General features: G+C 75.3%; 22 protein-coding genes, 1 pseudogene and 1 riboswitch. Of the genes and pseudogenes, 8 read left to right on the forward strand and 15 right to left on the reverse strand.

Annotated elements, in window-relative coordinates; translation table 11 throughout:
- Positions 1–64: 64 nt before the first annotated feature.
- From ACN26Y_RS14915 to ACN26Y_RS14925, 3 genes are all read right to left on the reverse strand, one after another.
- A complete protein-coding gene (locus ACN26Y_RS14915; RefSeq protein ID WP_155330849.1) occupies positions 65–1,234 on the reverse strand; it encodes a saccharopine dehydrogenase family protein in 1,170 nt (389 codons plus the stop codon).
- A gap of 91 nt (positions 1,235–1,325) precedes the next feature.
- Complete coding sequence (locus tag ACN26Y_RS14920; protein ID WP_422734843.1) at positions 1,326–2,498, reverse strand: zinc-dependent alcohol dehydrogenase; 1,173 nt, start codon at positions 2,496–2,498, stop codon at positions 1,326–1,328.
- Positions 2,495–2,869, reverse strand: coding sequence for a hypothetical protein (locus ACN26Y_RS14925; protein WP_230689062.1), 375 nt, complete (start codon positions 2,867–2,869; stop codon positions 2,495–2,497). Before ACN26Y_RS14925 ends, ACN26Y_RS14920 begins: the two co-directional genes overlap by 4 nt.
- A gap of 175 nt (positions 2,870–3,044) precedes the next feature.
- Between ACN26Y_RS14925 and ACN26Y_RS14930 the strand changes: the two are divergent.
- Positions 3,045–6,025 (forward strand): annotated as a pseudogene (locus ACN26Y_RS14930) (LuxR C-terminal-related transcriptional regulator).
- 79 nt (positions 6,026–6,104) lie between these two features.
- Here ACN26Y_RS14930 and ACN26Y_RS14935 read toward each other — a convergent pair.
- Positions 6,105–6,653, reverse strand: a complete 549-nt coding sequence (locus tag ACN26Y_RS14935; RefSeq protein WP_155330852.1) for a DsbA family protein — start codon at positions 6,651–6,653, stop codon at positions 6,105–6,107.
- A 183-nt stretch (positions 6,654–6,836) separates the two neighbouring features.
- On the reverse strand, positions 6,837–7,523 hold the full coding sequence (locus ACN26Y_RS14940; protein ID WP_155330853.1) for a BON domain-containing protein: 687 nt from the start codon (positions 7,521–7,523) through the stop codon (positions 6,837–6,839).
- 275 nt (positions 7,524–7,798) lie between these two features.
- On the opposite strand from ACN26Y_RS14940, the gene ACN26Y_RS14945 reads away from it, so the two are divergent.
- Both ACN26Y_RS14945 and ACN26Y_RS14950 read left to right on the forward strand, forming a co-directional pair.
- Positions 7,799–8,455, forward strand: coding sequence for a WD40/YVTN/BNR-like repeat-containing protein (locus ACN26Y_RS14945; RefSeq protein WP_422734844.1), 657 nt, complete (start codon positions 7,799–7,801; stop codon positions 8,453–8,455).
- A complete protein-coding gene (locus ACN26Y_RS14950; RefSeq protein WP_422734845.1) occupies positions 8,338–10,557 on the forward strand; it encodes a cellulose binding domain-containing protein in 2,220 nt (739 codons plus the stop codon). The genes ACN26Y_RS14945 and ACN26Y_RS14950 overlap by 118 nt, the downstream gene beginning before the upstream one ends.
- 85 nt (positions 10,558–10,642) lie before the next feature.
- Here ACN26Y_RS14950 and ACN26Y_RS14955 read toward each other — a convergent pair whose 3' ends face one another.
- Both ACN26Y_RS14955 and ACN26Y_RS14960 read right to left on the reverse strand, forming a co-directional pair.
- Entirely contained in the window at positions 10,643–11,050 is a 408-nt protein-coding gene (locus ACN26Y_RS14955; RefSeq protein WP_422734846.1) for a hypothetical protein, read from the reverse strand.
- Positions 11,051–11,165: 115 nt separating this feature from the next.
- Positions 11,166–11,315 (reverse strand): hypothetical protein, encoded by a 150-nt coding sequence (locus tag ACN26Y_RS14960; RefSeq protein WP_155330856.1) that lies wholly within the window; start codon positions 11,313–11,315, stop codon positions 11,166–11,168.
- Positions 11,316–11,798: 483 nt separating this feature from the next.
- Here ACN26Y_RS14960 and ACN26Y_RS14965 point away from each other — a divergent pair, with 483 nt between their 5' ends.
- Positions 11,799–12,161, forward strand: coding sequence for an STAS domain-containing protein (locus ACN26Y_RS14965; RefSeq protein WP_155330857.1), 363 nt, complete (start codon positions 11,799–11,801; stop codon positions 12,159–12,161).
- 168 nt (positions 12,162–12,329) lie between these two features.
- Here the strand turns inward: ACN26Y_RS14965 and surE are convergent, their stop codons facing one another.
- Together surE and ACN26Y_RS14975 are read right to left on the reverse strand one after the other, a co-directional pair.
- Positions 12,330–13,154 carry a 5'/3'-nucleotidase SurE gene (gene surE / locus ACN26Y_RS14970; protein ID WP_155330858.1) on the reverse strand — a complete coding sequence of 275 codons (825 nt, stop codon included), beginning with the start codon at positions 13,152–13,154 and terminating at the stop codon, positions 12,330–12,332.
- Positions 13,151–14,137, reverse strand: a complete 987-nt coding sequence (locus ACN26Y_RS14975; protein WP_422734847.1) for a 1-phosphofructokinase family hexose kinase — start codon at positions 14,135–14,137, stop codon at positions 13,151–13,153. The genes surE and ACN26Y_RS14975 overlap by 4 nt, the downstream gene beginning before the upstream one ends.
- A 168-nt stretch (positions 14,138–14,305) precedes the next feature.
- Here ACN26Y_RS14975 and ACN26Y_RS14980 point away from each other — a divergent pair, with 168 nt between their 5' ends.
- A complete protein-coding gene (locus ACN26Y_RS14980; RefSeq protein ID WP_155330859.1) occupies positions 14,306–14,761 on the forward strand; it encodes an SRPBCC family protein in 456 nt (151 codons plus the stop codon).
- A 52-nt stretch (positions 14,762–14,813) separates the two neighbouring features.
- On the opposite strand, the gene ACN26Y_RS14985 is transcribed toward ACN26Y_RS14980, so the two are convergent.
- From ACN26Y_RS14985 to ACN26Y_RS15000, 4 genes are all read right to left on the reverse strand, one after another.
- The gene (locus tag ACN26Y_RS14985; protein WP_196255909.1) at positions 14,814–15,860 is read right to left on the reverse strand and encodes a coiled-coil domain-containing protein; all 1,047 of its coding nucleotides are present in this window, start codon (positions 15,858–15,860) and stop codon (positions 14,814–14,816) included.
- A 17-nt stretch (positions 15,861–15,877) separates the two neighbouring features.
- Positions 15,878–16,009, reverse strand: a riboswitch (cyclic di-AMP (ydaO/yuaA leader).
- A gap of 152 nt (positions 16,010–16,161) precedes the next feature.
- On the reverse strand, positions 16,162–17,079 hold the full coding sequence (locus ACN26Y_RS14990; protein WP_155330861.1) for a cation diffusion facilitator family transporter: 918 nt from the start codon (positions 17,077–17,079) through the stop codon (positions 16,162–16,164).
- Between the two features lie 86 nt (positions 17,080–17,165).
- A complete protein-coding gene (locus ACN26Y_RS14995) occupies positions 17,166–19,283 on the reverse strand; it encodes a HelD family protein (RefSeq protein ID WP_155330862.1) in 2,118 nt (705 codons plus the stop codon).
- Positions 19,284–19,401: 118 nt separating this feature from the next.
- A complete protein-coding gene (locus tag ACN26Y_RS15000; protein ID WP_155330863.1) occupies positions 19,402–20,340 on the reverse strand; it encodes an alpha/beta fold hydrolase in 939 nt (312 codons plus the stop codon).
- Positions 20,341–20,489: 149 nt separating this feature from the next.
- Here ACN26Y_RS15000 and ACN26Y_RS15005 point away from each other — a divergent pair, with 149 nt between their 5' ends.
- A complete protein-coding gene (locus ACN26Y_RS15005; RefSeq protein ID WP_155330864.1) occupies positions 20,490–21,116 on the forward strand; it encodes a carbonic anhydrase in 627 nt (208 codons plus the stop codon).
- Between the two features lie 130 nt (positions 21,117–21,246).
- On the opposite strand, the gene ACN26Y_RS15010 is transcribed toward ACN26Y_RS15005, so the two are convergent.
- Positions 21,247–21,576, reverse strand: a complete 330-nt coding sequence (locus ACN26Y_RS15010) for a hypothetical protein (protein WP_155330865.1) — start codon at positions 21,574–21,576, stop codon at positions 21,247–21,249.
- A 311-nt stretch (positions 21,577–21,887) separates the two neighbouring features.
- Between ACN26Y_RS15010 and ACN26Y_RS15015 the strand changes: the two genes are divergently transcribed.
- On the forward strand, positions 21,888–22,379 hold the full coding sequence (locus ACN26Y_RS15015) for a DUF3145 domain-containing protein (protein ID WP_155330866.1): 492 nt from the start codon (positions 21,888–21,890) through the stop codon (positions 22,377–22,379).
- Positions 22,380–22,478: 99 nt separating this feature from the next.
- On the forward strand, positions 22,479–24,212 hold the full coding sequence (locus ACN26Y_RS15020; protein WP_155330867.1) for a glycoside hydrolase family 3 protein: 1,734 nt from the start codon (positions 22,479–22,481) through the stop codon (positions 24,210–24,212).
- A gap of 10 nt (positions 24,213–24,222) precedes the next feature.
- Here the strand turns inward: ACN26Y_RS15020 and ACN26Y_RS15025 are convergent, their stop codons facing one another.
- On the reverse strand, positions 24,223–24,906 hold the full coding sequence (locus ACN26Y_RS15025; RefSeq protein WP_422734848.1) for a lipoprotein: 684 nt from the start codon (positions 24,904–24,906) through the stop codon (positions 24,223–24,225).
- Positions 24,907–24,987 lie beyond the last annotated feature (81 nt).

A 24,987-nucleotide genomic window follows, 5' to 3' on the forward strand; every position in this document is an offset into this window, starting at 1 on the left:
GAGGGTCAAGCTGTTAACAGGGGACCCTTCCTCTACCGGAGGCGTTAAGAAGGGGCCCTTCCTTTCACCGCAGGCGGAAGGTGATGCCGGCGTTCTGGAGGCGGGTCAGTAGGGGGTCGGCCATGGCCGTCACCGGGGTCACCTGGCCGGACGTCCGGGGTAGGTCGTCCAGGGCGAGGCAGAGGGCCGACTCGGCGAGCATCTTCGCGGTCTCGTCGTAGCCGGGGTCGCCGCCGGACACCTCGGTCTGCACCCGCCGCCCGCCGCCCTCGGCCAGGAACCGCACCCGGAACCAGGAGCGCGCCCGCTGCTCGGGGCTCGGGCCCTGCCCGGAGGAGAGCCGGCCGAGCAGCCAGCGCCGGGTCGGCGGCACCTGCACGAGACCGACCAGGGCGCCCAGCCCGGCCACGCCGGCCAGCACGGTCGGTAGCCGCTTCACCGCCGCGAAGTGGCGGTAGCGGAAGTCCGGGCCGTACTCCGGGCGGGCGGCGGCCGAGCGGCGCACCACCTGCGGGTCGATGGTGGGCAGCGGCACCGTCCACATGCGCAGCTCCGGCGAGCGGGCGATCCGGCCGGGGACCGCGCGGACCCGCCGGCCCTCCGGCCGGGGCTCCACCGCCCGCCGGGCCTTCGCGGCGCGGCTCATCTCACCGGTACGGGAGAACGCCGTCAGCGCCGAGTGGTACGTGCCGGCGGAGGGTCGCCCGCCCGCCCGGACGAACCCGTCGACGGTGACCGGGACGCCGGCCGGCAGGTGCTTGAGGGTGAACCAGACGCCCAGGTCGTACGGGATCGAGTCGAACCCGCAGGTGTGCACGAGGCGGGCGCCGGTGCGGACCGCTTCGGCGTGGTGCCGTACGTACATCAGGTCGACGAACTCCGGTTCCCCGGTGATGTCCAGGTAGTCGGTGCCCGCCCGCGCGCACGCCGCCACGAGGGGCTCGCCGTGGTGGACGTACGGGCCGACGGTGGTGGCGACCACCCGGGCGCTCTCGGCGACCGCCCGCAGCGACCCGGGATCGGTGACGTCGGCGGTGAGCAGGGGCAGCGCCGCCAGCTCCGGGTCGATCGCGGCGAGCCGCTCCCGGACGGCGGCGAGCTTGGTGGGGTTGCGCCCGGCCAGCGCCCAGCGCAGCCCCGCCGGCGCGTGCCGGGCGAGGTACTCGGCGGTCAGCCCCCCGGTGAAACCGGTGGCTCCGAACAGGACGAGGTCGTACGTCCGATCCTCACGCATCCGCCGAGTCTGCCATCCGCCCCGACCGGGCCGCCGCCCCGCTCCACCCGCCGGCCCCGCGGGGCGCCGCGCTGCCGCGCGCACCGCCCGTTCACGGGCCGGCCGGCAGGTCCGGGTTGAGCACGGTACGCACGCAGCCGTCCCGCCGGTCCCGGAACAGCGCGTACCCGTGCGCGCCCTGCTCCAGCGGCAACCGGTGGGTGGCCAGGTGCTCCGTGCGCAGCTCGTCGCGGGCCATCCGCTCCAGCAGCATCGGTACGTACCGCTGCCCGTGCTGCCGTACGCCCCGCACCGACAACCCCTTGGCGCTGACCGCACCCAGCGGGAAGGCGTCCACGTGCCCGTCGAACTCGCCCAGCACCACGACCGTGCCGCCCTTGCGGCAGGTGTGCACCGCCTCGCGGACCGCCGGCGGCCGTTGCGCCCCGGCGGTGAAGCGTTCCGCGAGGGTCCGGACCTGCCCGTCCCAGGCCGGCCCGACCGCCTCCACGCACACGTCCGGGCCCCGCCCGCCGGTCCGCTCGCGCAGCTCGGCGGGGACGTCGACGTGGCGTGGGTCGACGGTCTCCGCGCCGCTGTGCCGTTCCGCCATCCGCAGCCGGTCGTCCTGGTCGTCGACGACGATGACCCGCTCCGCCCCGAGCAGACCGGCGGCCCGGGCGGTGAGCTGCCCGACCGCTCCGGCGCCCCACACCGCCACCACGTCGCCGGGGCGTACCCCGCCCACGTCGGCGGCCATCCAGCCGGCCGGGGCGGCGTCCGAGGCGAAGAGCGCGCGGTCGTCGCTGACGGCGTCGGGCACGCCGAACGCGCCGACGTCGGCGTACGGGACGCGCACGTACTCGGCGTGGCTGCCGGCGAAGCCGCCCGTCGCGCGTGGCCGCCCGAACGCGCCGGGCACCGCGTGCCCGTACACGGCCTCACCGACCTCCGGCTCCGGGTTGCCGTTGTCGCAGCACGACGGGAGCCCGCCGCGGCAGTACCAGCAGGTGCCGCAGGCCACCGAGGCGCTTACCACCACCCGGTCGCCGACCCGGTGGCGGCGCACCTCCGGCCCCACCTCGACGACCTCACCGAGGAACTCGTGCCCCAGCACGTCCCCCACGGCCACGTACGGCGTCCGCCCGGCCAGCAGCGGCAGGTCACCGCCGCAGGTGGCGCTCTGCCGCACCCGCACGATCGCGTCGTGGCCGTTGCGCAGTTCCGGGTCGGGCACCTGCCGTACCGCCACCTGGCCGGCGCCCGTCCAGCACAGCGCCCTCATCCCGCCGGCCCCCGGTCCATCGGCGTCCGGTCGGCGCGCAGCACCTCGCCGGTCTCGGCGAGCTGTTTGGCCTGCCGTAGCGCGGCCCGGACCGCGCGGGCGGGGTCGTCGCCGACGACGTGCGCGGCGAGCCCCGGGAGCGGGACGCCGGGGCGGGGCCGGGCGGCCAGTTCGGTGCCCCGGCAGCCGGGCGCCGGCCGTACCTCCACCTGGATCGCGCCGCCGAGCCGGCGCAGGGGCTCCGGCCACCGCCCGCCGGGCAGCACCGCGCGGGGTGCCCGGTCCACCGTGACGACCTGCCAGCCGCCCACCGGGTCGGCGTGGGCTCGGGGCCGGCCGGCCGGAGGTCGGTGCCGCCGGCCCCGGAGCACCCGGCCGGACACGGCTCCCACCACCGCACCGGCGAGGGCGCCGCCGGCCACCGTCGCGATCCGTCCCACCTGTCCCTCCCGTCCCGATCCGCGCGCCCGGCGCCGGGCGCGCGCAAGGAGCACGCGTACCGCCACCCTCGCCCGGGGCGGGGTGAAGCGTGCTCGCCCCGAAGGGGTGAACCGCCGTCGGTCGGGTAACCGCCGGCCGCAGGACCGGGGGAGTGGACACGTCCATGGGGGTGGGGCCGGGTGCCGGAGGACCGACGGGAGACCGCAGTCGTCACGGGACCGGGAGCGCCGGTGCTGGCCTCCCGGCTCAGCCCACCCGCGCTGCCCGAACCGGTGGTGCTCCGGCCCCGGCTGCTGCGGGCGCTGGACGAGGGGACGGCCGTGCCGCTGACCCTCGTCGCCGCGCCGGCCGGCTGGGGCAAGACCACCCTGCTCGCGTCGTGGTTCCGGGCCGCCGGGACGGCCGGCCGTGACCCGGTCCGGGGCGGGCCGGTGACCGGGGCCGCCGACGGCGCCCGGGACGCGCCACCGGCCAGCGCCCCACCGGGGGATTTCGGCGCGGCGGGCCCCGACCCGGGCCGGGAGCGGCCCGACGTGGGGTGGGTGTCGGTGGAGGCCGGCGACGACGGCGACCGTCTCTGGTCGTACCTGGCGGCGGCCCTGCGGAGCGCCACCGACCCGGGCGACGGTCCGGCCGAGCCGTCGGTGCCCGACCGTTCCCCCCGCCCGGACCAGTTGGAGTTGCTGGCCGCGGCCCTCGCCGGCCGGGAACGGCCGGTGCTGCTGGTCCTGGACGACCTGCACCGGATCACCGACCCGGCGGCGGTCACCGGGCTGGAGTTCCTGCTCCGGCATGCCGAGCAGCGGCTCCGCCTGGTGGTCGGCGCCCGGGCCGCGGTGCCGCTTCCCGTGCACCGCTGGCGGCTGGCCGGGGAGCTGACCGAACTCGGCCCGGACGAGCTGGCGTTCACCGGTGACGAGGTGGCCGATCTGCTGGCCGCGCACGGGGCGGTGCTCCCGGCGGCGGCCGTGCGGCGGCTGCGGGAACGGACCGGCGGCTGGCCGGCCGCACTCCGGTTCGCCGCGCTCGGGCTGCGGGGCCAGCCCGATCCGGCCCGATGGGTCGAGCAGTTCGGCGGCGACCAGCCGGACGTGGCCAGCTACCTGCGGGAGGAGGTTCTCGCCGGGCTGGACCCCGGCGACCGGGACGTGCTGCGCCGCGCGGCGGTGGCGGACGCCGTCTGCGCCGGTCTCGCGGGCGCGCTCACCGGCCGCACCGACGCGGAGGCGGCGCTGGTCGCCCTGTCCGGCGGCGGGGGGCTGCTGCGCCGCGACGACGGCCGCCCGCCCTGGTATCGCTGCCACCCGCTGCTCGCCGACCTGCTGCACGCCGAGCTGAGCCGGCTGCCCGCCGACGAGCAGCGGGACCTGCACCTGCGCGCCGCCGGCTGGTACGCCGGCAACGGCCGGCCCGCCGACGGGCTGCGCCACGCGCTGGCCGGCGCCGACTGGGCCCGGGCCACCGAGTTGTTCGTGGCGAACTGGCCCGAGCTGGCCCCGTACGGCCACGAGGGGGCACCCGGGTCCGCGCCCGCGCCCCCGCCCGCCGAGGTCCTGGCGGCCGACCCGGAGCTGGCGCTGGCCTGCGCCGCGGAGCGCGCCCACGCGGGGGACGCGCCGGCCGCGGTCGGATACCTGCGGTCCGCGGCGGAGGCGGGCCGGTCGCTGCCCGTGCCCCGCCGCGAGCGCTTCGCCCGGCTGGCCACCGCGGTCGAGTTGGCGGTGGCGCGCCTGTCCGGCGACCTCCCGGCGGTACGCGACACCGCCGCCCGCCTGCTCGCCACCCGCCCGGCGGCCCGCCTGCCCGACACCGCCGGGGTGGCCGGGCCCACGCCGAGCGGTGCCGGCGCGGTGCCCGCGCCACCGGTCGACCGGTTGCTCGCCGCGCCGGCGCCGACCGCCGAGCCGCGCGGTGCTGCTGCCGAGGACACCGACGTGCGGGCGGCCGCCGGCACCGCCCTCGGTCTGGCCGACCTCGCCGACGGCGATCTGCGCCGTGCCGAGGCGCATTTCGGCTTCGCGTTGGAAGCGGCCCGGGCCGCTGGCCGGACGCGGACCGAGCTGCTCGGCGCCAGCCGGATGGCTCTGCTGCACGCCGTGCGCGGGGCGCTGCGCGGGGCCGAGGCGCTGGCTCGGGAGGCGCTCGCCCTGCCGCCGGGCCAGGGGTGGTCCGGGCGGACCGACTGCGGGTACGCGTACCTGGCGCTGGCCGTGGTGGCGGTGCACCGGGACCAGCCCGAGGAGGCGGAGGCGGACCTGGCGCTGGCGGAGCCGGCGACCGGGGATCCCGAGGCCGGGGCGGTGGCCGCGCTGTGCCGGGCGCACCTGCTGCGGGACGCCGGGGATCTGGCGGCCGGGCACCGGGTGCTGGCCGCCGCGCGGGAACGGCTGGCCGGGCGTCCCGGCGCCGGGGCGCTGGGCCGCTGGCTGGTGGCCGCCGAGGCGGACCTGCGGGGGGCTCGGGGTGACCTGGACACGGCGCGGGACCTGCTCGGCGACGACGGGGACCCGGCCCTGGCCGTCGGTCGTGCCCGGGTCGAGCTACGGGCCGGCGACGACCGGGCCGCCGAGGCCGTCCTGCCCGACTGGTCGGCCCCGGAGGCGGACGGCTGGCCGCTGCCCGTACGCCTGGACGCCGCCGTGCTGGAGGCGGTGCTCGCCGGGCGTACGGGCGACGAGCGGCGGGCCCGGCGGGTGCTGGAGCGGGCCCTCGACCTGGCCGGACCGGAGGGCATCCGCCGGCCGTTCACCCGCGCCGAACCGGGGGTGCGTGACCTGCTCGCGGCGCATCTCGACACGGGGACGGCGCACTGGCCGACGGTGAGCGACCTGGTCCGCGGGGCCGACGAGCCGGTGGAGCGGGCACCGGCCGAGGGCGCCCCGACGGCGCTCGACGAACCCCTCACCGAGCGTGAGCTGACGATCCTGCGGTACCTGCAGAGCATCCTGTCCAACGTGGAGATCGCCGCCGAGCTGTCCCTGTCGGTCAACACGGTCAAGACGCACGTCCGCAACATCTACCGCAAGCTGGACGCCACGCGCCGCCGCGAGGCGGTGCGGCGCGCCCGCGACCTGCGGCTGATCTGACGGGCGCCGGACCGGAACGACGTCCCGCACGTGGTGGTGGCGCGGCGACGTGCGGGACGTGGCGTGGCTGGTCCGCCGGTCACGGGGGCGCGGCGGCGTCGACGGCGGTGAGCAGGTCCGCGAGGTCGTAGCCGCCGCCGAGGCGGACGTCGTTCACGAACAGCGTCGGGGCGGCGGCCACGCCGCTGTGGATGCCGCCGACGAAGTCGCGCCGTACGCGGTCGGCGTGGGCCCGGCGGCCCACCTCGGCGCCGATGTCGTCCGCGGGCAGCCCGATCTGCTCGACGCCGAGCGACAGGTGCACCGGGTCGAGTTGGTCCTGGTGCTCGAAGAGCCAGTCGTGCAGGTCCCAGAACCGCCCGCGCTCGGCGGCGGCCTCGCTCGCCTCGGCGGCGCTCTCCGCGTACGGGTGCACGTTGGCGATGGGGAAGTGCCGGTAGACCAGCCGTACCGTGTCGGCGCGCTGGCGGAGCAGTTCGGCCAGGTTCGGGTACGCGGCCCCGCTGAACCGGCACTGGAAGTCCGCGTACTCGACGATCGTCACCGGGGCGTCCGCCGGTCCCCGGACGTGGTCGGTCTCGGTCACGGGTGTGCGCAGGCGGGCGGTGATCTGAAGCGGCGTGTTCATCGCGCCACCCCCCGCCGATCCGAGCGACGGCGGTGTACCCGCAGGGTCGACCCGGGTGCGGCGCACCCGGGTCGGAGCCCGTTCGGATCAGTCATGACTCCCACGCTCGCCCGGATCGGGGTGAAGGTGGCTCACCCGGGCCGGGTGGTTCACCGCCGTCCGGCCCGGGGCGCCGGGGTGGCGTCACCGCAGTACCGGGGCCACCGCGACGTGGTTCTGGACCTCCCGGACGCCGGGCGCCGACCAGACGACCCGCTCCACCTCGGCCCGCTCCGGCATGGAGTGGACCAGTCCGCCGAGCACGACGGTGTCGCCGTGTACGCGGACCGTGATCCGCTCCGCCTCGGTGGCCCGGTTGCGGGCGAGCGCGTCGGCGATCGCCTCGGCGAGCCGGTGCCCGTCGGCGCGGGCGGCCGGGCGGACGGAGAGACCGTTGCTCACTGCGCGGACGCCGGCCAGCCGGGCGACGGCGCGTTCGGCGGCCCGGCGCTGGTACTCCCAGTCGACCTCGCCGTGCAGCGTGACCGAGCCCCGCGACACGCTCACGTCGATCCGCTCGACCGGGACGAAAGCGTCCCACTCCAGAGCGTGCGTGACCGCGGCGGCGAGGTCCGGATCGGGGCGCTCGGCGCCGGTGCCGATCTGCACGGTGAGGTCGTTGGCGACGGCCCGGACGCGGGGCACCCGGTGTGCGGCGCGTTCGGCCGCCCACTTGCGGGCGTAGCTGTCGACCCGGCCGGTCAGGGTGACCACACCCTCGGACACGGTCACGCCGATCTCGTTCGGCTGAACCCGGGGCTCGAAGGTCAGCTCGTCGAGCACGGCGGCCTGGATGTCCTGGTCGATGCGGCTCACGGTCACGACAGTCATCGCTGGCTCCTTCCTCGGTGGCAGGCGCGCGCCCGTCCGGAACGATCCTGTCCGGCCCGGGGGTGAGGCGCCGTCACCCGGGACGGATGACAACCCCTGGGAGCGCTTCCATAGATGTGTGTGATCGGCTAGGGTAAGTGTGTTCCTTCGGGTGCGGGAGCCGTCTCCCCGAGCGCGCCGGAGCCGGGGCAGCTCCGGTCGGAGCACAACATCCGCCCCCGGACGCGCGTCAACCCGCCCGCCGGGGCGTCCCCCTCCCGGGAAGGAACCGCAGCATGCGCAAGGGTCTCGCCGGCGCGGTCGTGGCCACCCTGGCCGCCGCCGTGGCCGTGGTGGCGGTGCCGTTCACCGCCGCCGGAGCGCCACCCTCCGAGGCGTACGCCTGGAAGAACGTCCGGATCGACGGGGGCGGCTTCGTCCCCGGCATCGTCTTCAACCCCACCGAGAAGGACCTGATCTACGCCCGGACCGACATCGGCGGGCTGTACCGCTGGGAACAGGCCACCGGGTCCTGGACGCCGCTGCTGGACTGGGTCGGCGCCGACCGGTGGGGCTGGAACGGTGTGGTCAGCGTCGCGACCGACCCGGTGCAGACCAACCGGGTGTACGCGGCCGTCGGCATGTACACCAACAGCTGGGACCCGAACAACGGCGCGATCCTGCGCTCCACCGACAAGGGCGCCACCTGGCAGGCGTTCGAGCTGCCGTTCAAGAACGGCGGCAACATGCCCGGCCGGGGCATGGGGGAGCGGCTGGCCGTCGACCCCAACCGGAACAGCGTCGTCTACTACGCCGCCGAGGGCGGGAACGGGCTGTGGCGCAGCACCGACCACGGCGCGACCTGGGCGAAGGTGACCAGCTTCCCCAACGCCGGCAACTACGTCGCCGACCCAACGACACCAGCGGCTACCAGAGCCAGAACCAGGGTCTGACCTGGGTCGCCTTCGACCGGGCCACGGGCACGTCGGGGGCTGCCACGCGGACCGTCTACGTCGGTGTGGCGGACAAGGAGAACCCGGTCTACCGCAGCACCGACGGCGGCACGACCTGGGAGCGGATCCCCGGCCAACCGACCGGGTACCTCGCCCACAAGGGCGTGGTGGACCACACCGGCGGCCACCTCTACATCGCGACCAGCGACACCGGCGGCCCGTACGACGGCGGTAAGGGTGACGTCTGGAAGTTCACCCGGTCCACCGGCGTCTGGACCCGGATCAGCCCGGTCCCCTCGACCAGCGCCGACGACTACTTCGGCTACAGCGGCCTCACCATCGACCGGAAGAACCCGAACACGCTGCTGGTCGCGACCCAGATCTCCTGGTGGCCGGACGCGGTCTTCTGGCGCAGCACCGACGGGGGCGCCACCTGGAGCCGGATCTGGGACTGGAGCAGTTACCCCAACCGGGCCAGGAAGTACACGATGGACATCAGCTCGGTGCCGTGGCTGACCTTCGGGGCGAACCCGTCGCCACCGGAGGAGGCGCCGAAGCTGGGCTGGATGAACGAGTCGGTGGAGATCGACCCGCACGACTCCGACCGGTTCCTGTACGGCACCGGCGCCACCATCTACGGCAGCACCGACCTCACCAAGTGGGACACCGGCGGCACCTTCACCATCCGGCCGATGGTCAAGGGGCTGGAGGAGACCGCCGTGCTCGACCTGGTCAGCCCGCCCTCCGGCGCACCGCTGGTCAGCGCGTTGGGCGACATCGGCGGCTTCCGGCACACCAACCTCGACGTGGTGCCGTCGACGATGTTCACCCAGCCGGTCTTCACCAGCACCACCAGCCTGGACTACGCGGAGGCCAACCCCTCGGTCATGGTCCGGGCGGGCAACTTCACCGACGCCGACCGCCCGAACGACAGCCATGTCGCCTTCTCCACCGACGGCGGGGCGAACTGGTTCCAGGGCGGCGAGCCGGGCGGCGTCAACAACGGCGGCACGGTCGCCGCGGCGGCCGACGGCAGCCGGTTCGTCTGGGCGCCGGGGGACGCCGGCCAGCAGGTCGTCCACACGGTCGGCTTCGGCGCCTCCTGGACGCCGTCCACGGGCGTGCCGGTGAACGCGACCGTCGAGTCCGACCGGGTGAACCCGAACAGGTTCTACGCCGTCAAGGACGGCCGGCTGTACACGAGCACCAACGGCGGGGCCAGCTTCACCGCGTCGGCGGCGAGCGGACTCCCGACGGGCAACGTCAAGCGCAAGGCCGTACCCGGCCGGGAGGGCGAGCTGTGGCTGGCCGGTGCGGGCGGCCTGTGGCGCTCCACCGACTCGGGCGCCAGCTTCACCAGGCTGGCCGGTGTGTCCACCTCGATCAACGTCGGCTTCGGCCGGGCGGCGCCGGGCCGTACCCACCCGGCCGTCTTCCTGATCGGCACGGTGGACGGGCAGCACGGCGTCTTCCGGTCCGACGACACCGGCGCGAGCTGGGTACGGATCAACGACGACAGGCACCAGTACGGCAACGCGGGCGAGGCGCTCACCGGTGACCCCCGGGTCCACGGCCGCGTGTACCTCGGCACCAACGGCCGCGGCATCCTGGTCGCCGACCGGCTCGGCGGCACCCCGACGCCGACGCCGACCAGCCCCACCCCGACGCCGACGGGCCCGACCCCGACGCCGACGGGCCCGACCCCGACGCCGACGGGCCCGACCCCGACGCCGACCGGCCCCACCCCGACGCCGACCGGCCCCAGCCCGAGCCCGACGCCGACGACGCCTCCGCCGGGCGTGTGCTCCGCCACGTACCGGATCACCGGCTCCTGGTCCGGCGGCTTCCAGGGCGAGGTGGTGGTCCGCAACGCGGGCACGTCGGCGATCGCCGGCTGGACCGTCGGGTGGACCTTCCCGAACGGTCAACGGATCACCCAGCTCTGGGGCGGCACCCACACCCAGTCCGGAGCGACGGTCTCGGTCCGGGACGCCGGCTGGAACGGAAACCTGGGCCCGGGCGCCACCAGCACCGTGGGCTTCCTGGCGAGCTGGACGACGACGAACAACCCCCCGTCGTCACCGACCTGCACCGCCCGCTGACCGCCGTCGATCCGGCGCCTCCCGGCGAGGGGCAGCGCGGGCCCCGGACGACGGCGTCGTCCGGGGCCCGTCCGGTGCGTTCTGCTCAGCCGTCCAGGTTAGCGGGGGAACTGGGCCGGTCCACGTCGACGAACTCGATGTCGTCGACCGACCGGTCCGAGCGGCTGCCCACCGCGCGCGCCGCGGTGCCGGCGGCCCAGCCGATCGCCGCACCGACCAGGGCGGCGCTGATCAGCAGGGTCCACGGCAGCGCCGGCCGCCGGCCGGCGAGGGCGTCGAAGGCCAGGGTGGCCCGACGCCGGGCCTCCTCGGCCGCCGCGCCGACCAGGTCGCTGGCGTCGTCGGCCAGGTCGGTGCCGCCCCGGCGGGCGGAACGGGCGGTGTCACGGACGCTGTCCCCCGCGGAGCTGACCGCCGAGACCAGGTGCTGCCACGCCTGATCCGCGATCCGCTCCGGCCTGCCACGGCGGTCCAGCAGCTTGGTTCCGAACATGTCTACCTCCTCGGGGTGCCGAAGCCGGCGGCCACTTCGGACTCGGCGTCTCTCCGGCGTGTCACGGTCCTCCTGGTCCGGCATTGCCCCGGGACGGGATGCCGCAAACCGGGGGTCAGCGCAGGGTGACCACCGCCGCCGTCACACCGCGCGCGAAGTCGTCGTCGTCGTCATCGTCGTCGTCCCCGCCGCCGCCGAAGCCGCAGGCCAGCATGAGGGCGAGCAGCGCGCCGACCCCGGCCAGCGCGGCAAGTCTCCGGATCATCGATCGTCCTCTCCGTCGCGGTACCGTCCTGCCCGCCGATGCTAGGCACACGAAACAACCCGGCCGAGTCGTCCACGCGCAACTTCCCGGAAGTAGTGGCATCACCGGCCCTCGGAGGGGACAGCGTCCCGGATGTTGTCCGGATCTTGGCGGGCGACACGCGGCCCTCTGACGCCCGGCGGGCGCCGTCGCAGGGTGGCGGACCGCAGGTCACGGGTGGTGGGCGCCGGGTGGCGGGCACGCCCGGGAGGTCGGGTTGCGGCCGGAGTGGCCGAAGCCCGCTACCCTGGTTCGGCGGCCGTCAGCGACGGTTGATTGTTGGGAAACAGAAGGTGAAATGTCCGGATATAGGCGGCTTGGTGCCCCGGACCACAAGAATTGCTCATCCCGAGGGGTGGCGACCGAGGGCGTCGGAGGAATACTCTCGGTCGCGGCCCGCGTACTGATGAGGCGCCCGTCGGACGGGCGAGTGGAGGTGCTCGCGTGAGCCTGTCGATCGTGAAGTCGGTGCAGTCCGGGGGTGTCGTCGAGATCGCGCCGCGCGGCGAGATCGACGTCGACACCGCGTACGAGGTGCGCGAGGCGATCGCCGAGGTGCTGGCCAAGGGGCGTCCCGCCCGCATCGAGCTGAACATGCGGCTGGTGACCTTCATCGACTCGGTCGGTATCAGCGCGATGGTCGCCGGCTTCCAGACCGCCGAGGTGAGCGGCGTCAAGCTCGTGGTCACCGAGCCGAGCCGGTTCGTGCACCGGCAGCTCTGGGTGACCGGCCTGCTCGGGCTCTTCGGCGCCCCCGAGCCCTACTACGCGGGCACCCCGGCCCCGGAGGTCCTCCCCGGCGCCTGAGCGAGTGTCCGTCCGGTGTCCGTCCGGGCCGAGCCCGCCGCGCGGAAGCGAGGGCCGTTCAGGCCGGGCCGAGCCCGCCGCGGAAGCGAGGATCGAGCCCGCCGCGGAAGCGAGGATCGAGCCCGCTGCGGAAGCGAGGGCCGAGCCCGGTGAGGAAACGAGGGCCGGTCAGTCCGGGTCGAGCCCGGTGAGGTCGATGTCGTGCACCTCGGTGACCGCCCGGACCGCCGTCACCGACGCGTACCCCTCGGCGAGCAGCGCCACGTCGGTGCCGGTCTGCGCCGCCTCGCCCGGCTCCTCCAGCGCCGTCCGTACGAAGCCGTGCCCCGCTTCGGCCACCGTCATCTGCACCTGACCGAAACTGGCCAGCCGGCCCCGGCGTACGCCCCGCAGCCGGGCGAGCGGCACGTCCGGGGCGTTCACGTTGAGTACGCTCTCCACCGGCCCGGCCGTCAGCCGGGGCAGCAGGTCCAGGGCCACGTGCGCGGCCGTCGACCAGTGCCGCTCGGCGTCCCGGACCCGGGCGGCCGCCGCCACCGCCGCGCCGCCGCTGACGGCGGTGGCCTCGCCGGCGGAGAGCACGTCCAGGGACACGGCCATCGCCCGGCAGCCGTTGGCGGCGGCGGTGAACGCGGCACCCACCGTGCCGGAGTGCAGCACGGCGCGGCCGGCGTTGGCGCCCCGGTTCACGCCGGAGAGCACGACCGACGGCGGCGGCCCGAACGCCCCGTGCACCGCGATCAGCGCGATGAAGCCGGGCGAGCCACCCACCCCGTACGCCGGCACCCCGTCCAGCCCGGGCAGCGGATGCACATCGACCACCACGTGACCGTCCCGCTCCACGGCGGTCATCGCCGCGCTCGTGCCGCTCGCCTCCTCGCGGGGCGCGGCGACCACGACGTCCAGGCCCCGGTCGACCGCGGCCCGGGCCAGTGCCGCGATGCCGGGTGCGGCGATCCCGTCGTCGTTGGTGATGAGCACCCGCACGGTCATCGCTCGGCCGCCCGGTCCGCCAGCTCGTCCGGGGTCGTACGCTCCTGCTGGCGGCTGCCCGCCGGCACCAGCCGGACCCGCTCCACCAGCCCCCGGATCGAGTCGAGCCGGCCGGTGCCGAGCCCGTGCCGGGTCACGTTCAGCGCCCCCGCCGCGGCCCCGGTGCGGACCGCCGTCCGGATGTCGCCACCCCGGGCCACCACGGCGGCCACCCCGGCGGTCATCGAGTCGCCCGCCCCGCGCGGGTCGGCGGCCTGGAGGCGGGGCATCTCCACCTCGAACACCTCGCCGTCGACCAGGGCGAGTGCCGGCTCGGCGGCGCGGCTCACCACCACGTTCTCCGCGCCGCCCGCGTGCAGGTCGTACATCGCCCGCGCGAGCTGGTCCTCGTCGTCGCCGGCGGCCCGGCCGTCGGCGATCAGCTCCTCGTGGCTCACCTTGAGGAAGAAGACGCCGCTGTCCAGCACGGCGGCCAGGTGCTCGCCGGCCAGGTCGACGACCACCTTGCCGCCGTTGGCCCGCAGGTCGGCCGTGAAGCGCCGGTAGAGCTCGGCTGGGACGAGGTGCGGTTGGTGAGGTCCGCTCAGGACGCTGACCGGCGCGCGCAGCCCCTCGCCGAGGGCCAGGTTGTACAGCTCGTCCAGCTCGTGCCGGCCGAGCGCCTCACCCGGTACGTCCACGACCTCCCGGCGGGCGCCCTCGCGGCGGTCGTGCACGTACCCGCCGTTCCCGCCGGAGTCGCGGACCACCGTCTTGAGGTCGACCCCCTCGCTGACCAGCAGCGGCTCCAGCACCTGGCCGACCTCACCGCCGAGCGCCGTGCAGAGCACCACGTCGACCCCGAGCGAAATGATCATGCGCGCCTGCCAGACACCCTGGCCACCCGGGTGCAGGTGCAGCTCGGGGGCCTCGCTCGGTTGGTCGACCGTGACCGTGAGCCGCGGCGTCGGCGCGAAGACCATCACGTGCTCGTTCACCGGCATCGCCTCCCACCCGGGTCGTCGTCCACCACGGACCGTCGTACCCCATCAGCCGACCGTAGTCGGGCGGGTGGGTGAATTCCGGGTGTCCCCAAGGTGTCGGGTCGGACGTTGCCAGCACCCGTGCGGGTGGGCGACGATCTGGCGAGGCGACGACGGTGGGGAGACGGCGTGCTCAGGCGAGGATCCTTCAGCTACACCGTCCAGGCTCGCTGTTCACCGGCGGTCGCCGCCGAGGTGCTCGCCGACCCGGTCCGGCAGGTGGACCTGCACCCGTTGATCGTGCGGGTCCGGCGGCTCCGGCCGCGTTCCGGCGCCCACGCCAGCTACGCGATCACCGACCGGCTCGCGGTCGGGCCGGTGCGCCTGCCGGTCACCTACCGGGCCGACGTGCTGGTCGCCACCGCCGACGAGGTGGTGACCGTCGCCCGGCAGTGGCCGGCGACGACCGTCCGTAACCGCACCCGGCTGGAGGCCGAGCCGGACGGTGTCCGCATCGACGTGGAGATCACCCTCGCCGCGCCGGCGCCACTGTTCGGGTACGCCTTCGCGCAGGCCCGGTCGGCCCACCTCGGCCTCGCCAGCCGGCTCGGGGCGATGCTGGACGCCGGTCCGCCGGCCGCCTGAACGACGGCGGCCCGGGCCCTCCGTTGTCGGGAGGGCACCGGGCCGAGCGGCGTCAGTACACGGACAGGTGCACGTGGTTGGTGTGGTCGCTGGACGGGTCGCCGCCCGCCCCGCTGTACGACCTCCACCCGCTGCTGGGCAGCCAGATCTGCCGGTACCAGATCACGTAGAGCACGGCGAGTCGGTCGGCGTTCTTGACGAAGAACGCCGACAGGTTGTTGCCGTACGTCCGGTCGCCGCCGGTGGCGTCGCCGCCGAAGCCGTTCTGCTGGGCGGCGAAGTCGCAGGCCCGGCCCTTCGGGTGCTCACCCGACCCGCCGGAGCGGTAGCAGGAGACGTAGCGGGTGAACCCGGCCGCCTTGGCCTGGTTGAGCGCGTGGAGCGTGCGCGGGGTGATGCAGCCGTTCGCGGGCGTCGGGTCGTTGACGCTGCACGACTCCGACGGCCAGGAGCCGTCCGAGTTACGCGGGGCGGGTGCGGCCGTCCGGGACGCGCTCCGGCTGGCGGCGGGTGCCTCGGCCCGGGAGTTCGCGACGGTCAGCGCCTTCTCGGCCTGCTGCTTGCGCTTGGCCATCACCGCCTGCTGCTTGCGCTGCTCGGTGATCTCCACCTCCACCGCGAGCTTGGCCTTGCTGACCTGCTCACGGGTCTCCAGCAGCTCGCGCAGGGCCTGGTCCTCGTTGGCGGCCACCGCGTCGAGCGCGGCGGCCCGGTCCATGAAGCCCTCCGGCGAGGTGCTGTTGAGCAGCGCCGACGCGGTGCCGAGCCGCCCCGTGCGGTAGGCGAGGCCGGCGATCTGGCCGACCCGGGAGGTCCGCTCGGTGAGCTGGGTCTCGGTGGTCTTGAGCTGCTCGGCGAGCTGCTGCTGGCGCTTGACCGAGGTGTCCAGGGCCCGCTTCGCGTCCAGGAAGCCCTTGCTGGCCGCCTCGAGCTGGGCGCGCAGGGCGGGGGTGCCGCCTTCCGGGTCGCCGGGTGCGGCGGCCTGGCGGGCCGGGGGAGCGGCCGCCGCGGGGGCGACCGGCGTGGCGGCGAGACCGAGGGTGAGCGCCGCGCTGAGCAGGGCCGCCACGCGGGCGGCGCGTCGTCGTACGGGTGCCACTTCTGGCATCTGTCCACATGTCCTTCCGTCAGCCGCCGACCGGGTTAGCTGACGGGTTCGGGACGGAAGATCCCTACCGCTCGACGCGGATGCACCCCCGGTACCTGGTTCCCCGGCTCGCCCTGCGGGCGATTAGGCGGCGGCCACCGCCGGCACCGGTGCGTGCCGCCTGGCGGAGGCCGGAACAGAGCCTACCGGGACGGTTGGGGCAGGTGCAGCGGATGTGACTGACGGTGTCCGTGTGGTCACCGCCTAATCCGACATCAATGGACAATAGCCGCTCAGATCACGGATGTGTCCGTTACCACTCAACCGCCCCGCAGCTCCCAGGGGCCGCACCGGGCTCGATCTGCAACGTCGCGTGCTCGATGCGGAACTCGTCCCGCAGGGCCGTCCGCGCGGCGGCGAGGACCGTGCCGACCTCGGCACCGGGTGCCAGGGTGAGGTGCGCGGACGCCACCTCCATCCCGGAGGTGAGGGTCCAGACGTGCAGGTCGTGCACCTCGGTGACGCCCGGGACGGCGACCAGCCGGTCGTGCACGGCGGTGACCTGGAGGTGCTCCGGGGCGGCCTGGACGAGGATGCGCAGCGCCGCCCGCCCGAGCCGCCAGGTGCGCGGCAGGATGAACGCGCCGATGGCGACCGCGACCAGCGGGTCGGCCCACCACCAGTCGGTGGCGGCGATCAGCAGGGCGGCGCCGATGACGCCGAGCGAACCGAGCAGGTCGCCCAGCACCTCGAGGTAGGCGCCCTCCACGTTGATGCTCTCCCGGGCGCCGGACCGCAGCAGGGCGAAGGCGCCCACGTTGGCGAGCAGGCCGAGGACGGCCACCGCGAGCATCGGACCGGTCTGCACCTCCGGCGGGTCGCCGAAGCGCCGGACGGCTTCGACCAGCACGAAGATCGCGACACCGGAGAGCAGCACGGCGTTGGCGAGCGCGGCCAGCACCTCCAGCCGGTAGAGGCCGAAGGTGCGCTGCGGGTCGCCGGTGGTCCGGCGCGTGGCGGTGAGCGCGGCCAGGGCCATGCCGATGCCGAGCACGTCCGTGAACATGTGTCCGGCGTCGCTGAGCAGGGCCAGCGAGCCGGTGCGGAACGCGGCCACGGCCTCCACCACCATCAGGGTGGCGAGCAGGGCGAAGGCCGCCCAGAGGCGTCCGCGGTGCCGTTGCGCCGCGTTTGCGACCGACCCGTGGTGGTGGTCATGACCTGCGCCCACGCGGACACCTTCCGTCACCCGTCCGGACCCGCGTCCAATCTATGCTCACATCGCTATGTATGCAACTGAGATCGGCCACCCGATCCTCAGCCGGTCGGGTCGACCGTCGTGAGCCGCTGCGTGGCCCGGGACAGCGCCACGTACAGGGTCCGTACGCCCGACGCCGCGTCGGCCCGGATCTCGCTCGGAGCGACCAGCACCACCCCGTCGTACTCCATGCCCTTCGCCTCCAGGCTCGTCACCACCTGCAGGCGCGGCGCGCCCAGCCCGCCCAGCCACCCGGCGACCTCGTCGCGGCGCGGCACCGGCGTGATCACCCCGACCGTCCCCGCGACCTCGGCGAGCAGCGCACTGGCCGCCTCCACCACCGACGTCTCCAGCTCGGCCGGCGGCACGACCAGCTCCACCGGGTCGACGCCGGTCGACCGTACGGCGGTGGGCAGCGGCAGGTCGGGGTCGAGCCGCCGGATCTCCGCCGCCGCCACGGCGAAGATCTCGGCCGAGTTGCGGTAGTTGGTGGTGAGCGTGAAGTGCTGCCGGCGGCGGCGGCCGAGGGCCTGGTCGCGGGCCCGCACCAGCTCGTCCGGGTCGCCGGTCCACGCCGTCTGCGCCGGGTCGCCCACCACCGTCCACGACGCGAGTCGCCCGCGCCGACCGATCATGCGCCACTGCATCGGCGAGACGTCCTGCGACTCGTCAACCACGACGTGGGCGTACTCGCGGTAGTCCTCCGGGCGCTGGCGGGCCGCCTCCCGGGCGGCGCGCTGCCGCTCCGTGAACGTGCTCAGCTCGCGTACCCCGCCCGCCAGCTGGAACGGGTCCCGCTTCGGCCGGGCCGGCTTCATCGGCTTGCCGAGCAGGGCGTCCAGCTCGTCCAGCAGCGCGACGTCGGCGATGGTCAGCCCCTGGTGGTCCAACGTCCGGTACGCGTCGGTGAGCAGCCGGATCTCCCGGCCGGAGAGCACCCCGCCCGCGTACCGGCGCAGCCGGTCCGGGCGGGCCAGCCACCCGAGCACGTGGCGCGGATGCAGGCGGGGCCACCACGCCTTGAGGAACTCGCGGAACTCCGGCCGCTCGGCGATCTCGTCCTCGAACGCGCGCTGCTCCGGCAGGCGCGGGACGCCCAGCCGCCGGGCCTGCGCCCAGAGCGCGGCGAAGACGCCGTCGAAGCCGGCCCGGCGGACCTCGTTACGCCGCGCGCCGCGCGGCAACGCCCGGTCCCGGATCGCGTCCAGCTCGCGTCGGTCGATCCGCAGCAGCTCACCCCGGTAGAGCAGGCGCAGCTCGCCGGGACCGCCCGGCACCGCGTCACGTGCGGCCCGCTCCAGCACCCGCCGCATCCGCAGTGAGCCCTTCACCGCCGCCACCTCCGGCGGGTCGGTGCGGGTCGCGCGCATCCCGGGGAAGAGCGCGCCGAGCGAGGCCAGCGTGGCGGTGTCCTCGCCCAGCGAGGGCAGCACCGAGGCGATGTACTCGACGAAGACCGCCGACGGCCCGACCACCAGGATGCCGCCGCCGGCGTACCGGCTGCGGTCGGCGTAGAGCAGGTACGCCGCCCGGTGCAGGGCGACCGCCGTCTTGCCGGTCCCCGGACCGCCGGAGACGATCGTGACCCCCGAACCGGGGGAGCGGATCGCCTCGTCCTGCTCCCGCTGGATGGTGGCGACGATGTCCCGCATGCCGCGCCCGGTCGCCTTGGACAGCGTGGCCAGCAGGGCGCCGTCACCCACCACCGTCATGTCCGGCGGGGCGGCACCCGGGTCGAGCAGGTCGTCCTCGATGCGGGTGACCCGCTCCCCGCTCGACTGGATCATGCGGCGCCGGACGACGTCCAGCGGCTGCGCCGGGGTGGCGCGGTAGAAGGCGGCGGCGGCCGGGGCGCGCCAGTCCACCACCAGGGTGGCGGCGTTCTCGTCGCGGATGCCGAGCCGGCCGACGTGCAGCACCTGCCGGTCGCGCAGGTCGAGCCGGCCGAACACCAGCCCCTCGTGCTCGGCGTCGAACAGGTGCCGACGCTGCGCCGCGTGGAACACCATCGCGTCCCGTTCCACCAGGGCGCCGAAGTTGCCGACCCGGGCCAGCCGGTAGCCCTCCTTCTCCGCGCGGATCGCCGACCGGCGCAGTTCGGCCAGGCGTGCGTACACCCGGTCGAGGTGCCGCTGCTCGACGGCGATCTCCTGTTCCAGCGCGGTCTGGTCGGTCAACGCTCGCTCCTCCTGACGTCGACGGCGAGGGCGGCGCGGTACGCGCGGCCGTACGCCGGCCAACCGCACGAGGGTACGGCCCCGGCGCCACCGGCGGCGCCGGAGGTGCGCGAACGCGCTAGGCGGCCACCGCCGACGGTCCGGCGTCGGCGGCGGCGGAGCGCACGAGCACCCGGCGCAGCACCCCGGCCAGGGCGCCGTTCACCTCGTCGGGGCGCTCCATCATCAGCATGTGCCCCGCACCCGGGCAGACGGTCAGCTCGGTCGCCGGCAGCGCGGCCGCGATCGACTCGGCACACGGCGGCGGGGTCAGCCGGTCCCGGTCCCCGACCAGCGCGGCGGCCGGCAGATGGGCCAGCTCGGCCAGGGTCTCCAGCCGGTGCTGCGCCCCGATCGAGGCCCGGAAGCCGCCGATGGAGCGTAGCGACGCGCGGGCCACCGCGGAGGTGACCAGACGGATGTCGGTCGGGTCGCAGCGGTCACCGAAGAGCATCCAGCGGATGCTGGGCCGCAGCGCGCGCAGCAGCGCCCGGGGCGGACGCCAGGACCCGCACCGGGCCAGGACGCCGGCACCGGTGGTCTCGGCGAGCCGGATCAACCGGGCGATACGGGGTGAGAGGCCGTAGACGGTGTGCGTGTGCCCCTCGGCGGTGGTGGAGACGAAGAGCAGCCCGGCGACGCGGGCGGCGAAGTGCGCGGGGTGGCGGTGCGCGTACTCCATGATCGTCATACCGCCCATCGAGTGGCCGGTCAGCACGACCGGCCCGGCCGGGACCACCGCGTCCAGCACCGCGGCGAGGTCGTCGCCGAGCTGGGCCAGGGTGGCGGTCGGCAGCGGCATGCAGCTGGAACGGCCGTGCCCGCGGGCGTCGTAGGTCACCACGCGCACCGCACCGGCGAAGCGTTCCCGCAGGTCGGCGAGTTGCCGGTGCCAGGCGCGCCCGTCCAGCGTCCAGCCGTGCAGCAGCACCGCCGTCACCTCGGCGTCGGCCGGACCGTCGATCTCCACGTGCAGGCGGACGTCGTCGGGCAGTCGTACCTCCCGTACCTCCGGCATCGCCACCTCCCCCGGGCCGCACCAGTCCGTCACACCGGGGATACCCGGTGGTAACACCGGCTACCCGTCATGACATCACGCCAACCGCGCCCGAAAGAAGATTCGGAACCCGGCCCGCGAACCCCGGCGTACCGGTCAGGCTGACCGGCATGGCAGCAGCGCCGCACCACCCGGGTCGCCGCGCCGGGGGTACGCCCCGCGCCGCGCTGGCCGAGCTGCTCGCCGGCAACCGGCGGTTCGTGAGCGGCCAGCCGATCCACGGCCACGACGTCACCGCCGCGGCCGCGGCCGCCTCCGGTGACCAGCAGCCGTACGCCGTCGTGCTCGGCTGCATCGACTCGCGGGTGCCGCTGGAGGCGATCTTCGACCAGACCTTCGGCTCGATCTGTGTGATCCGGACCGGCGGGCACGTGCTGGACCGGGCCGTGCTCGGCTCGATCGAGTTCGTGGTCGGGCAGCTCGGCGTACCGCTGGTCATGGTGCTCGGCCACGAACGGTGCGGCGCGGTCGCGGCGGCGGTGGAGGCGCTGCGCGCCGGTGAGCGGCCCGGCGGCTCGCTCGCGCACCTGGTCGACCAGATCGCGCCCGCGGTCACCGAGGTCGGTGTGTCCGACCCGCGGGTGGGCCCGCTCGCGATCCGGCGGCACGTGCAGCGGACGGTGGCCGCGCTGCGCGCCGACGACCTGCTCGCCGCGCCGGTCAGCGCCGGGCACGTGGCCGTGGTCGGCGCCCTGTACGACCTCGCGACCGGCGAGGTCACCCCGCTGACGGAGTAAGGAAGGGCCCCTTCTTGACGCGGACGGTAGAGGAGGGGTCCCCTGTTGACCCGTCGGCGGCCGGCGCAGACGCGGAACCGCCCGCCGGGAGGTGTCCCGACGGGCGGTTCGTGGTTGCTGCGGGAGGGGCTCAGCCCTCGAAGACGCCGGCCTCGACGAGGCGCTTCTCGGTGGCGTCCCAGCCGTCGCCCGGGTGGGCGGCGTTGAGCGCGGACAGCTCGGCCCGGATCTTGGCGGCGTGACCGGCCGCGGCCAGCACCCGGATCTCCTCGACGAAGGCCTCGGAGTCGGTGCGCAGGTGCGCGGTCTTGCCGTTGGTCAGGTTCCGCACGTAGGCGTGCTTGCCGCCGTTCAGCGGGATCACGTACTTGAACTCGCCCAGCACGCTGAGGGCGCCACCCTGGCCAGCCTGGCCGGCCCGGACTGACGCGCGCGCGGTCTTAGAGGTGTTGCTCGCCACGGAGGTACTCCTTGCAAGACGTACGGGAGGACGCGGTAGACGTCCGGGGGCTGGGTGCGGGCTTCACCCGGTGGGTGGTCCCGCGGAAGACGTTCGCGGCACAGGCCGCCGATGGAACTGTACACGACCACGATCCCTGGCTGGTCACCGCGTCGTGGTGGTCAACCACGGTCACCCGACCGGCTATTCCACCGGCGAATTTTCCGATTCTCTGGCGCACCATCCGTCACAGCAGTCATCATGTGTTCCAGAAGCCACCCGGCTGGCCGAGGTCGTAGGGGAAGACGCACCTCGCTCTCCGGGAGGTCACCGTGCCAACGCGTGGCGTCGTATACGTCCACTCGACCCCGCTCGCCGTGTGCTCACACGTCGAGTGGGCGATCGCGCGCGTCCTTGCCGCGCCGGTCAGCCTCGAGTGGACCGCTCAGCCCGTCGACCCCGGCGCCCGCCGGGCGGAGTGCGGGTGGACCGGTCGTCCGGGGACGGGCGCCGAGCTGGCTGCTGCCCTCCGGCAGTGGCCGATGATCCGTTTCGAGGTCACCGAGGAGCCGAGTCCCGGCGCCGACGGGGAGCGCTTCATGTACGTGCCGGGCCGGGGCCTGTTCCGCGCCACCGTCGGCGCGGCCGGCGACATCCAGCTCGGCGAGGACCGGCTGCGCAGCATCATGGCGGGCGCACGGGCACCGGAGGCCCTCGCGCACGCCCTCGACAAGGCGCTCGGCACCGCCTGGGACGCCGAGCTCGAACCGTACCGCTACGCCGGTGACGGCGCGCCGGTGACCCTGCTCACCCGCGTGGGCTGAGCCCCCGCGCGGGCCCCGCGAGGCGGCCGCCGCACGAGGGCGGTGGCCGGTCGGCCCGCGTAGGGTTCGGGTTGCCCCGATTAGCGTCGAACTGGTGGGATGACTCGCGTGTCGACAACTCTGCGGCGTGGCGGCGTCGCGCTCGCCGTACTGACCGCACTGCTCGTCTCCGGCTGCGCCGACCCGCGGGAGACCGCCGCCCCGGCACCGGCGGCGAGCGTGCCGTCGGCGGCACCCACCACGCCGGTGCCGGTCCCCGCCGGGGACCCGGCCGCCCACGCCGCCGCCCTCGTCACCCGCCTCGCCGACGAGGACCTCGTCGGCCAGGTGCTGATGCCGTACGCCTACGGCGACGCCGCGGACCGCGTCTCGCCCGCGTCGGCCGCCGGCAACCGCTCCCTCGCCGGCGTCGACACCCCCGCCCAGATGATCGGGAAGTACCGCCTCGGCGGGCTGATCCTGGTCGGCTTCAGCGCCGACGACCCCACCAAGGGCAACCAGGAGACCACCAACGTCGACAACCCGAAGCAGGTCCGCGCGCTGACCAGCGGGCTGCGCGAGGCCGCGGCCGACCTGCCGGCCGGAGCGGCACCGTTCCTCATCGGCACCGACCAGGAGCACGGGGTGGTCACCCGGATCACCGACGGCGTCACGCTGCTGCCCAGCGCGCTCGCCGCCGGTGCGGCCGGGAAGCCGGAGCTGACCGAGGCCGCCTGGCGGGCCGCCGGCACCGAACTCGCGGCGATGGGCGTCAACGTCGACTTCGCCCCGGTCGCCGACGTGCTCGTCACCCGCAGCACGGTCATCGGCTCCCGCTCGTACGGCGCGGACCCGAAGGCGGCGGGGGCACAGGTCGGCGGCGCCGTCCGGGGCCTCCAGGCCGCGGGGGTCGCGGCCACCCTCAAGCACTTCCCGGGCCACGGCCACAGCGCCACCGACTCCCACACCGACCTGCCGGTGCTCGACCAGCCACGCGCGGCGCTGGAGGCCGGCGCCTGGGTGCCGTTCCGGGCCGGTGTCGACGCGGGCGCCCTCGCGGTGATGTCCGGCCACCTGGACGTGCGGGCCGTCGACCCGGGCACCCCGGCGACCTTCTCGCACAAGCTCCTCACCGGCGTGCTCCGGGACCAGCTCGGCTTCAAGGGCGTGGTGATCACCGACGGGATGAACATGGCGCCGGCGAAGCGCTGGTCGCCCGGGGAGGCCGCGGTGCGCGCCCTGAAGGCGGGCAACGACCTCATCCTCATGCCGCCGCACGTCGGGCAGGCGTACGACGGGCTGCTCGCCGCCCTGCGGGACGGCTCGCTGCCCCGCGCCCGCCTGGTGGAGGCGGCGACCCGGGTGCTCACCATGAAGTTCGCCCTCGCCGGCCGGGCCACCCCCGACCTGTCCACGCTCGCCGCGCCGGCGCACCGCGACGCGGCCGGAGAGCTGGCCGCCGCCGCGGTGACCGTGCTGCGCGGGCCGTGCGGCGCGCCGGTGCGCGGGCCGGTGACGGTGACCACCTCCGGCGGCCGGGCGCACACGCGGGCCGCGTTGACCGAGGCGCTGACGTCGGCCGGGGTGCGCGTGGTCCCGAAGGGCGGCACCGTCGTCCACCTCGTCGGGTACGGCGACGGCGCCGACGACCTGCGTGCCGACGCCGCGGTGACGGTCGCCATGGACACCCCGTACGTGCTGGCCAAGGCCACCTCACCGACGCTGCTGGCCACGTACTCGTCGAGTCGGGCGTCGATGACCGCCCTCGCCCGGGTGCTGGCCGGAAAGGCGCCGCCGGCCGGTCGTTCCCCGGTGCCGGTGCCCGGCCTGCCCGCCACCACCTGCGCCGGTTGACCGCCGACGCTCACGCGCCGACGCGTAGCCCCTGGACCGCCAACCGGTACGCCGGCAGCACGTCGGTCCGCTCCGCGATCAGGCTCTCGTTCGTGGTGAACAGCAGGGTCCGCCCGCCCGCCTGGACGGCCACCGCCCAGCCGCGGTTCTCCTCGCCCAGCAGCTCGCTGCGGCTCAGCCAGGTCGCCTCGACAGCGGCGAGACCGCCGGCGGTGACGTCGCGGAACCGTGGCTCGACGGCCGTCTCGACCGCGGAGTCGGCGAGGTAGGCGTCCAGCGCGGCGCGGGGCGCGACGCCGGCCCGGTCGGCGGTCCACACCCGCAGGAAGCCCCCGCCCCGGCGGCGGCCGTCCACCTCGCACCGGAGGGTGGCGCCGCCGCGCCGGCCGAGCGCCGCCATCAGCTCCGCGCCCAGTTCGGCCTCCGGGCCGCCGGACGGGGCGGTCGCGGGCGGCTCGATGGTCTTGGGCCGCCAGCCCGTGGCGAGTGGGAACGTGACCGGCAGCGGGCAGGGCGTACCGGCGGGACCGACCTCGCCGTCCCGCTCGGCCGTGGTGACCTCGTCGTACCAGGGCTCGCCGGTCGCCGACGGGGCCGGCGAACCGGCGGCGGCCGGGTCGTCGTCGCCGCCACAGCCGGCCGGCAGGGTGAGGGTCAGCGCGGCCAGCAGGGCCGCGGTGGTACGACGTGGCACGACGATCTCCCCGTTTCCGATCTTCAGCCGGTACAGCAAACCGGTCGGGGTGCGGGCCGTCAAGGCCAACGGAAGGGCCCC

It is taken from the genome of Micromonospora sp. WMMD558, from assembly GCF_049315255.1.
Taxonomy (GTDB): domain Bacteria; phylum Actinomycetota; class Actinomycetes; order Mycobacteriales; family Micromonosporaceae; genus Micromonospora.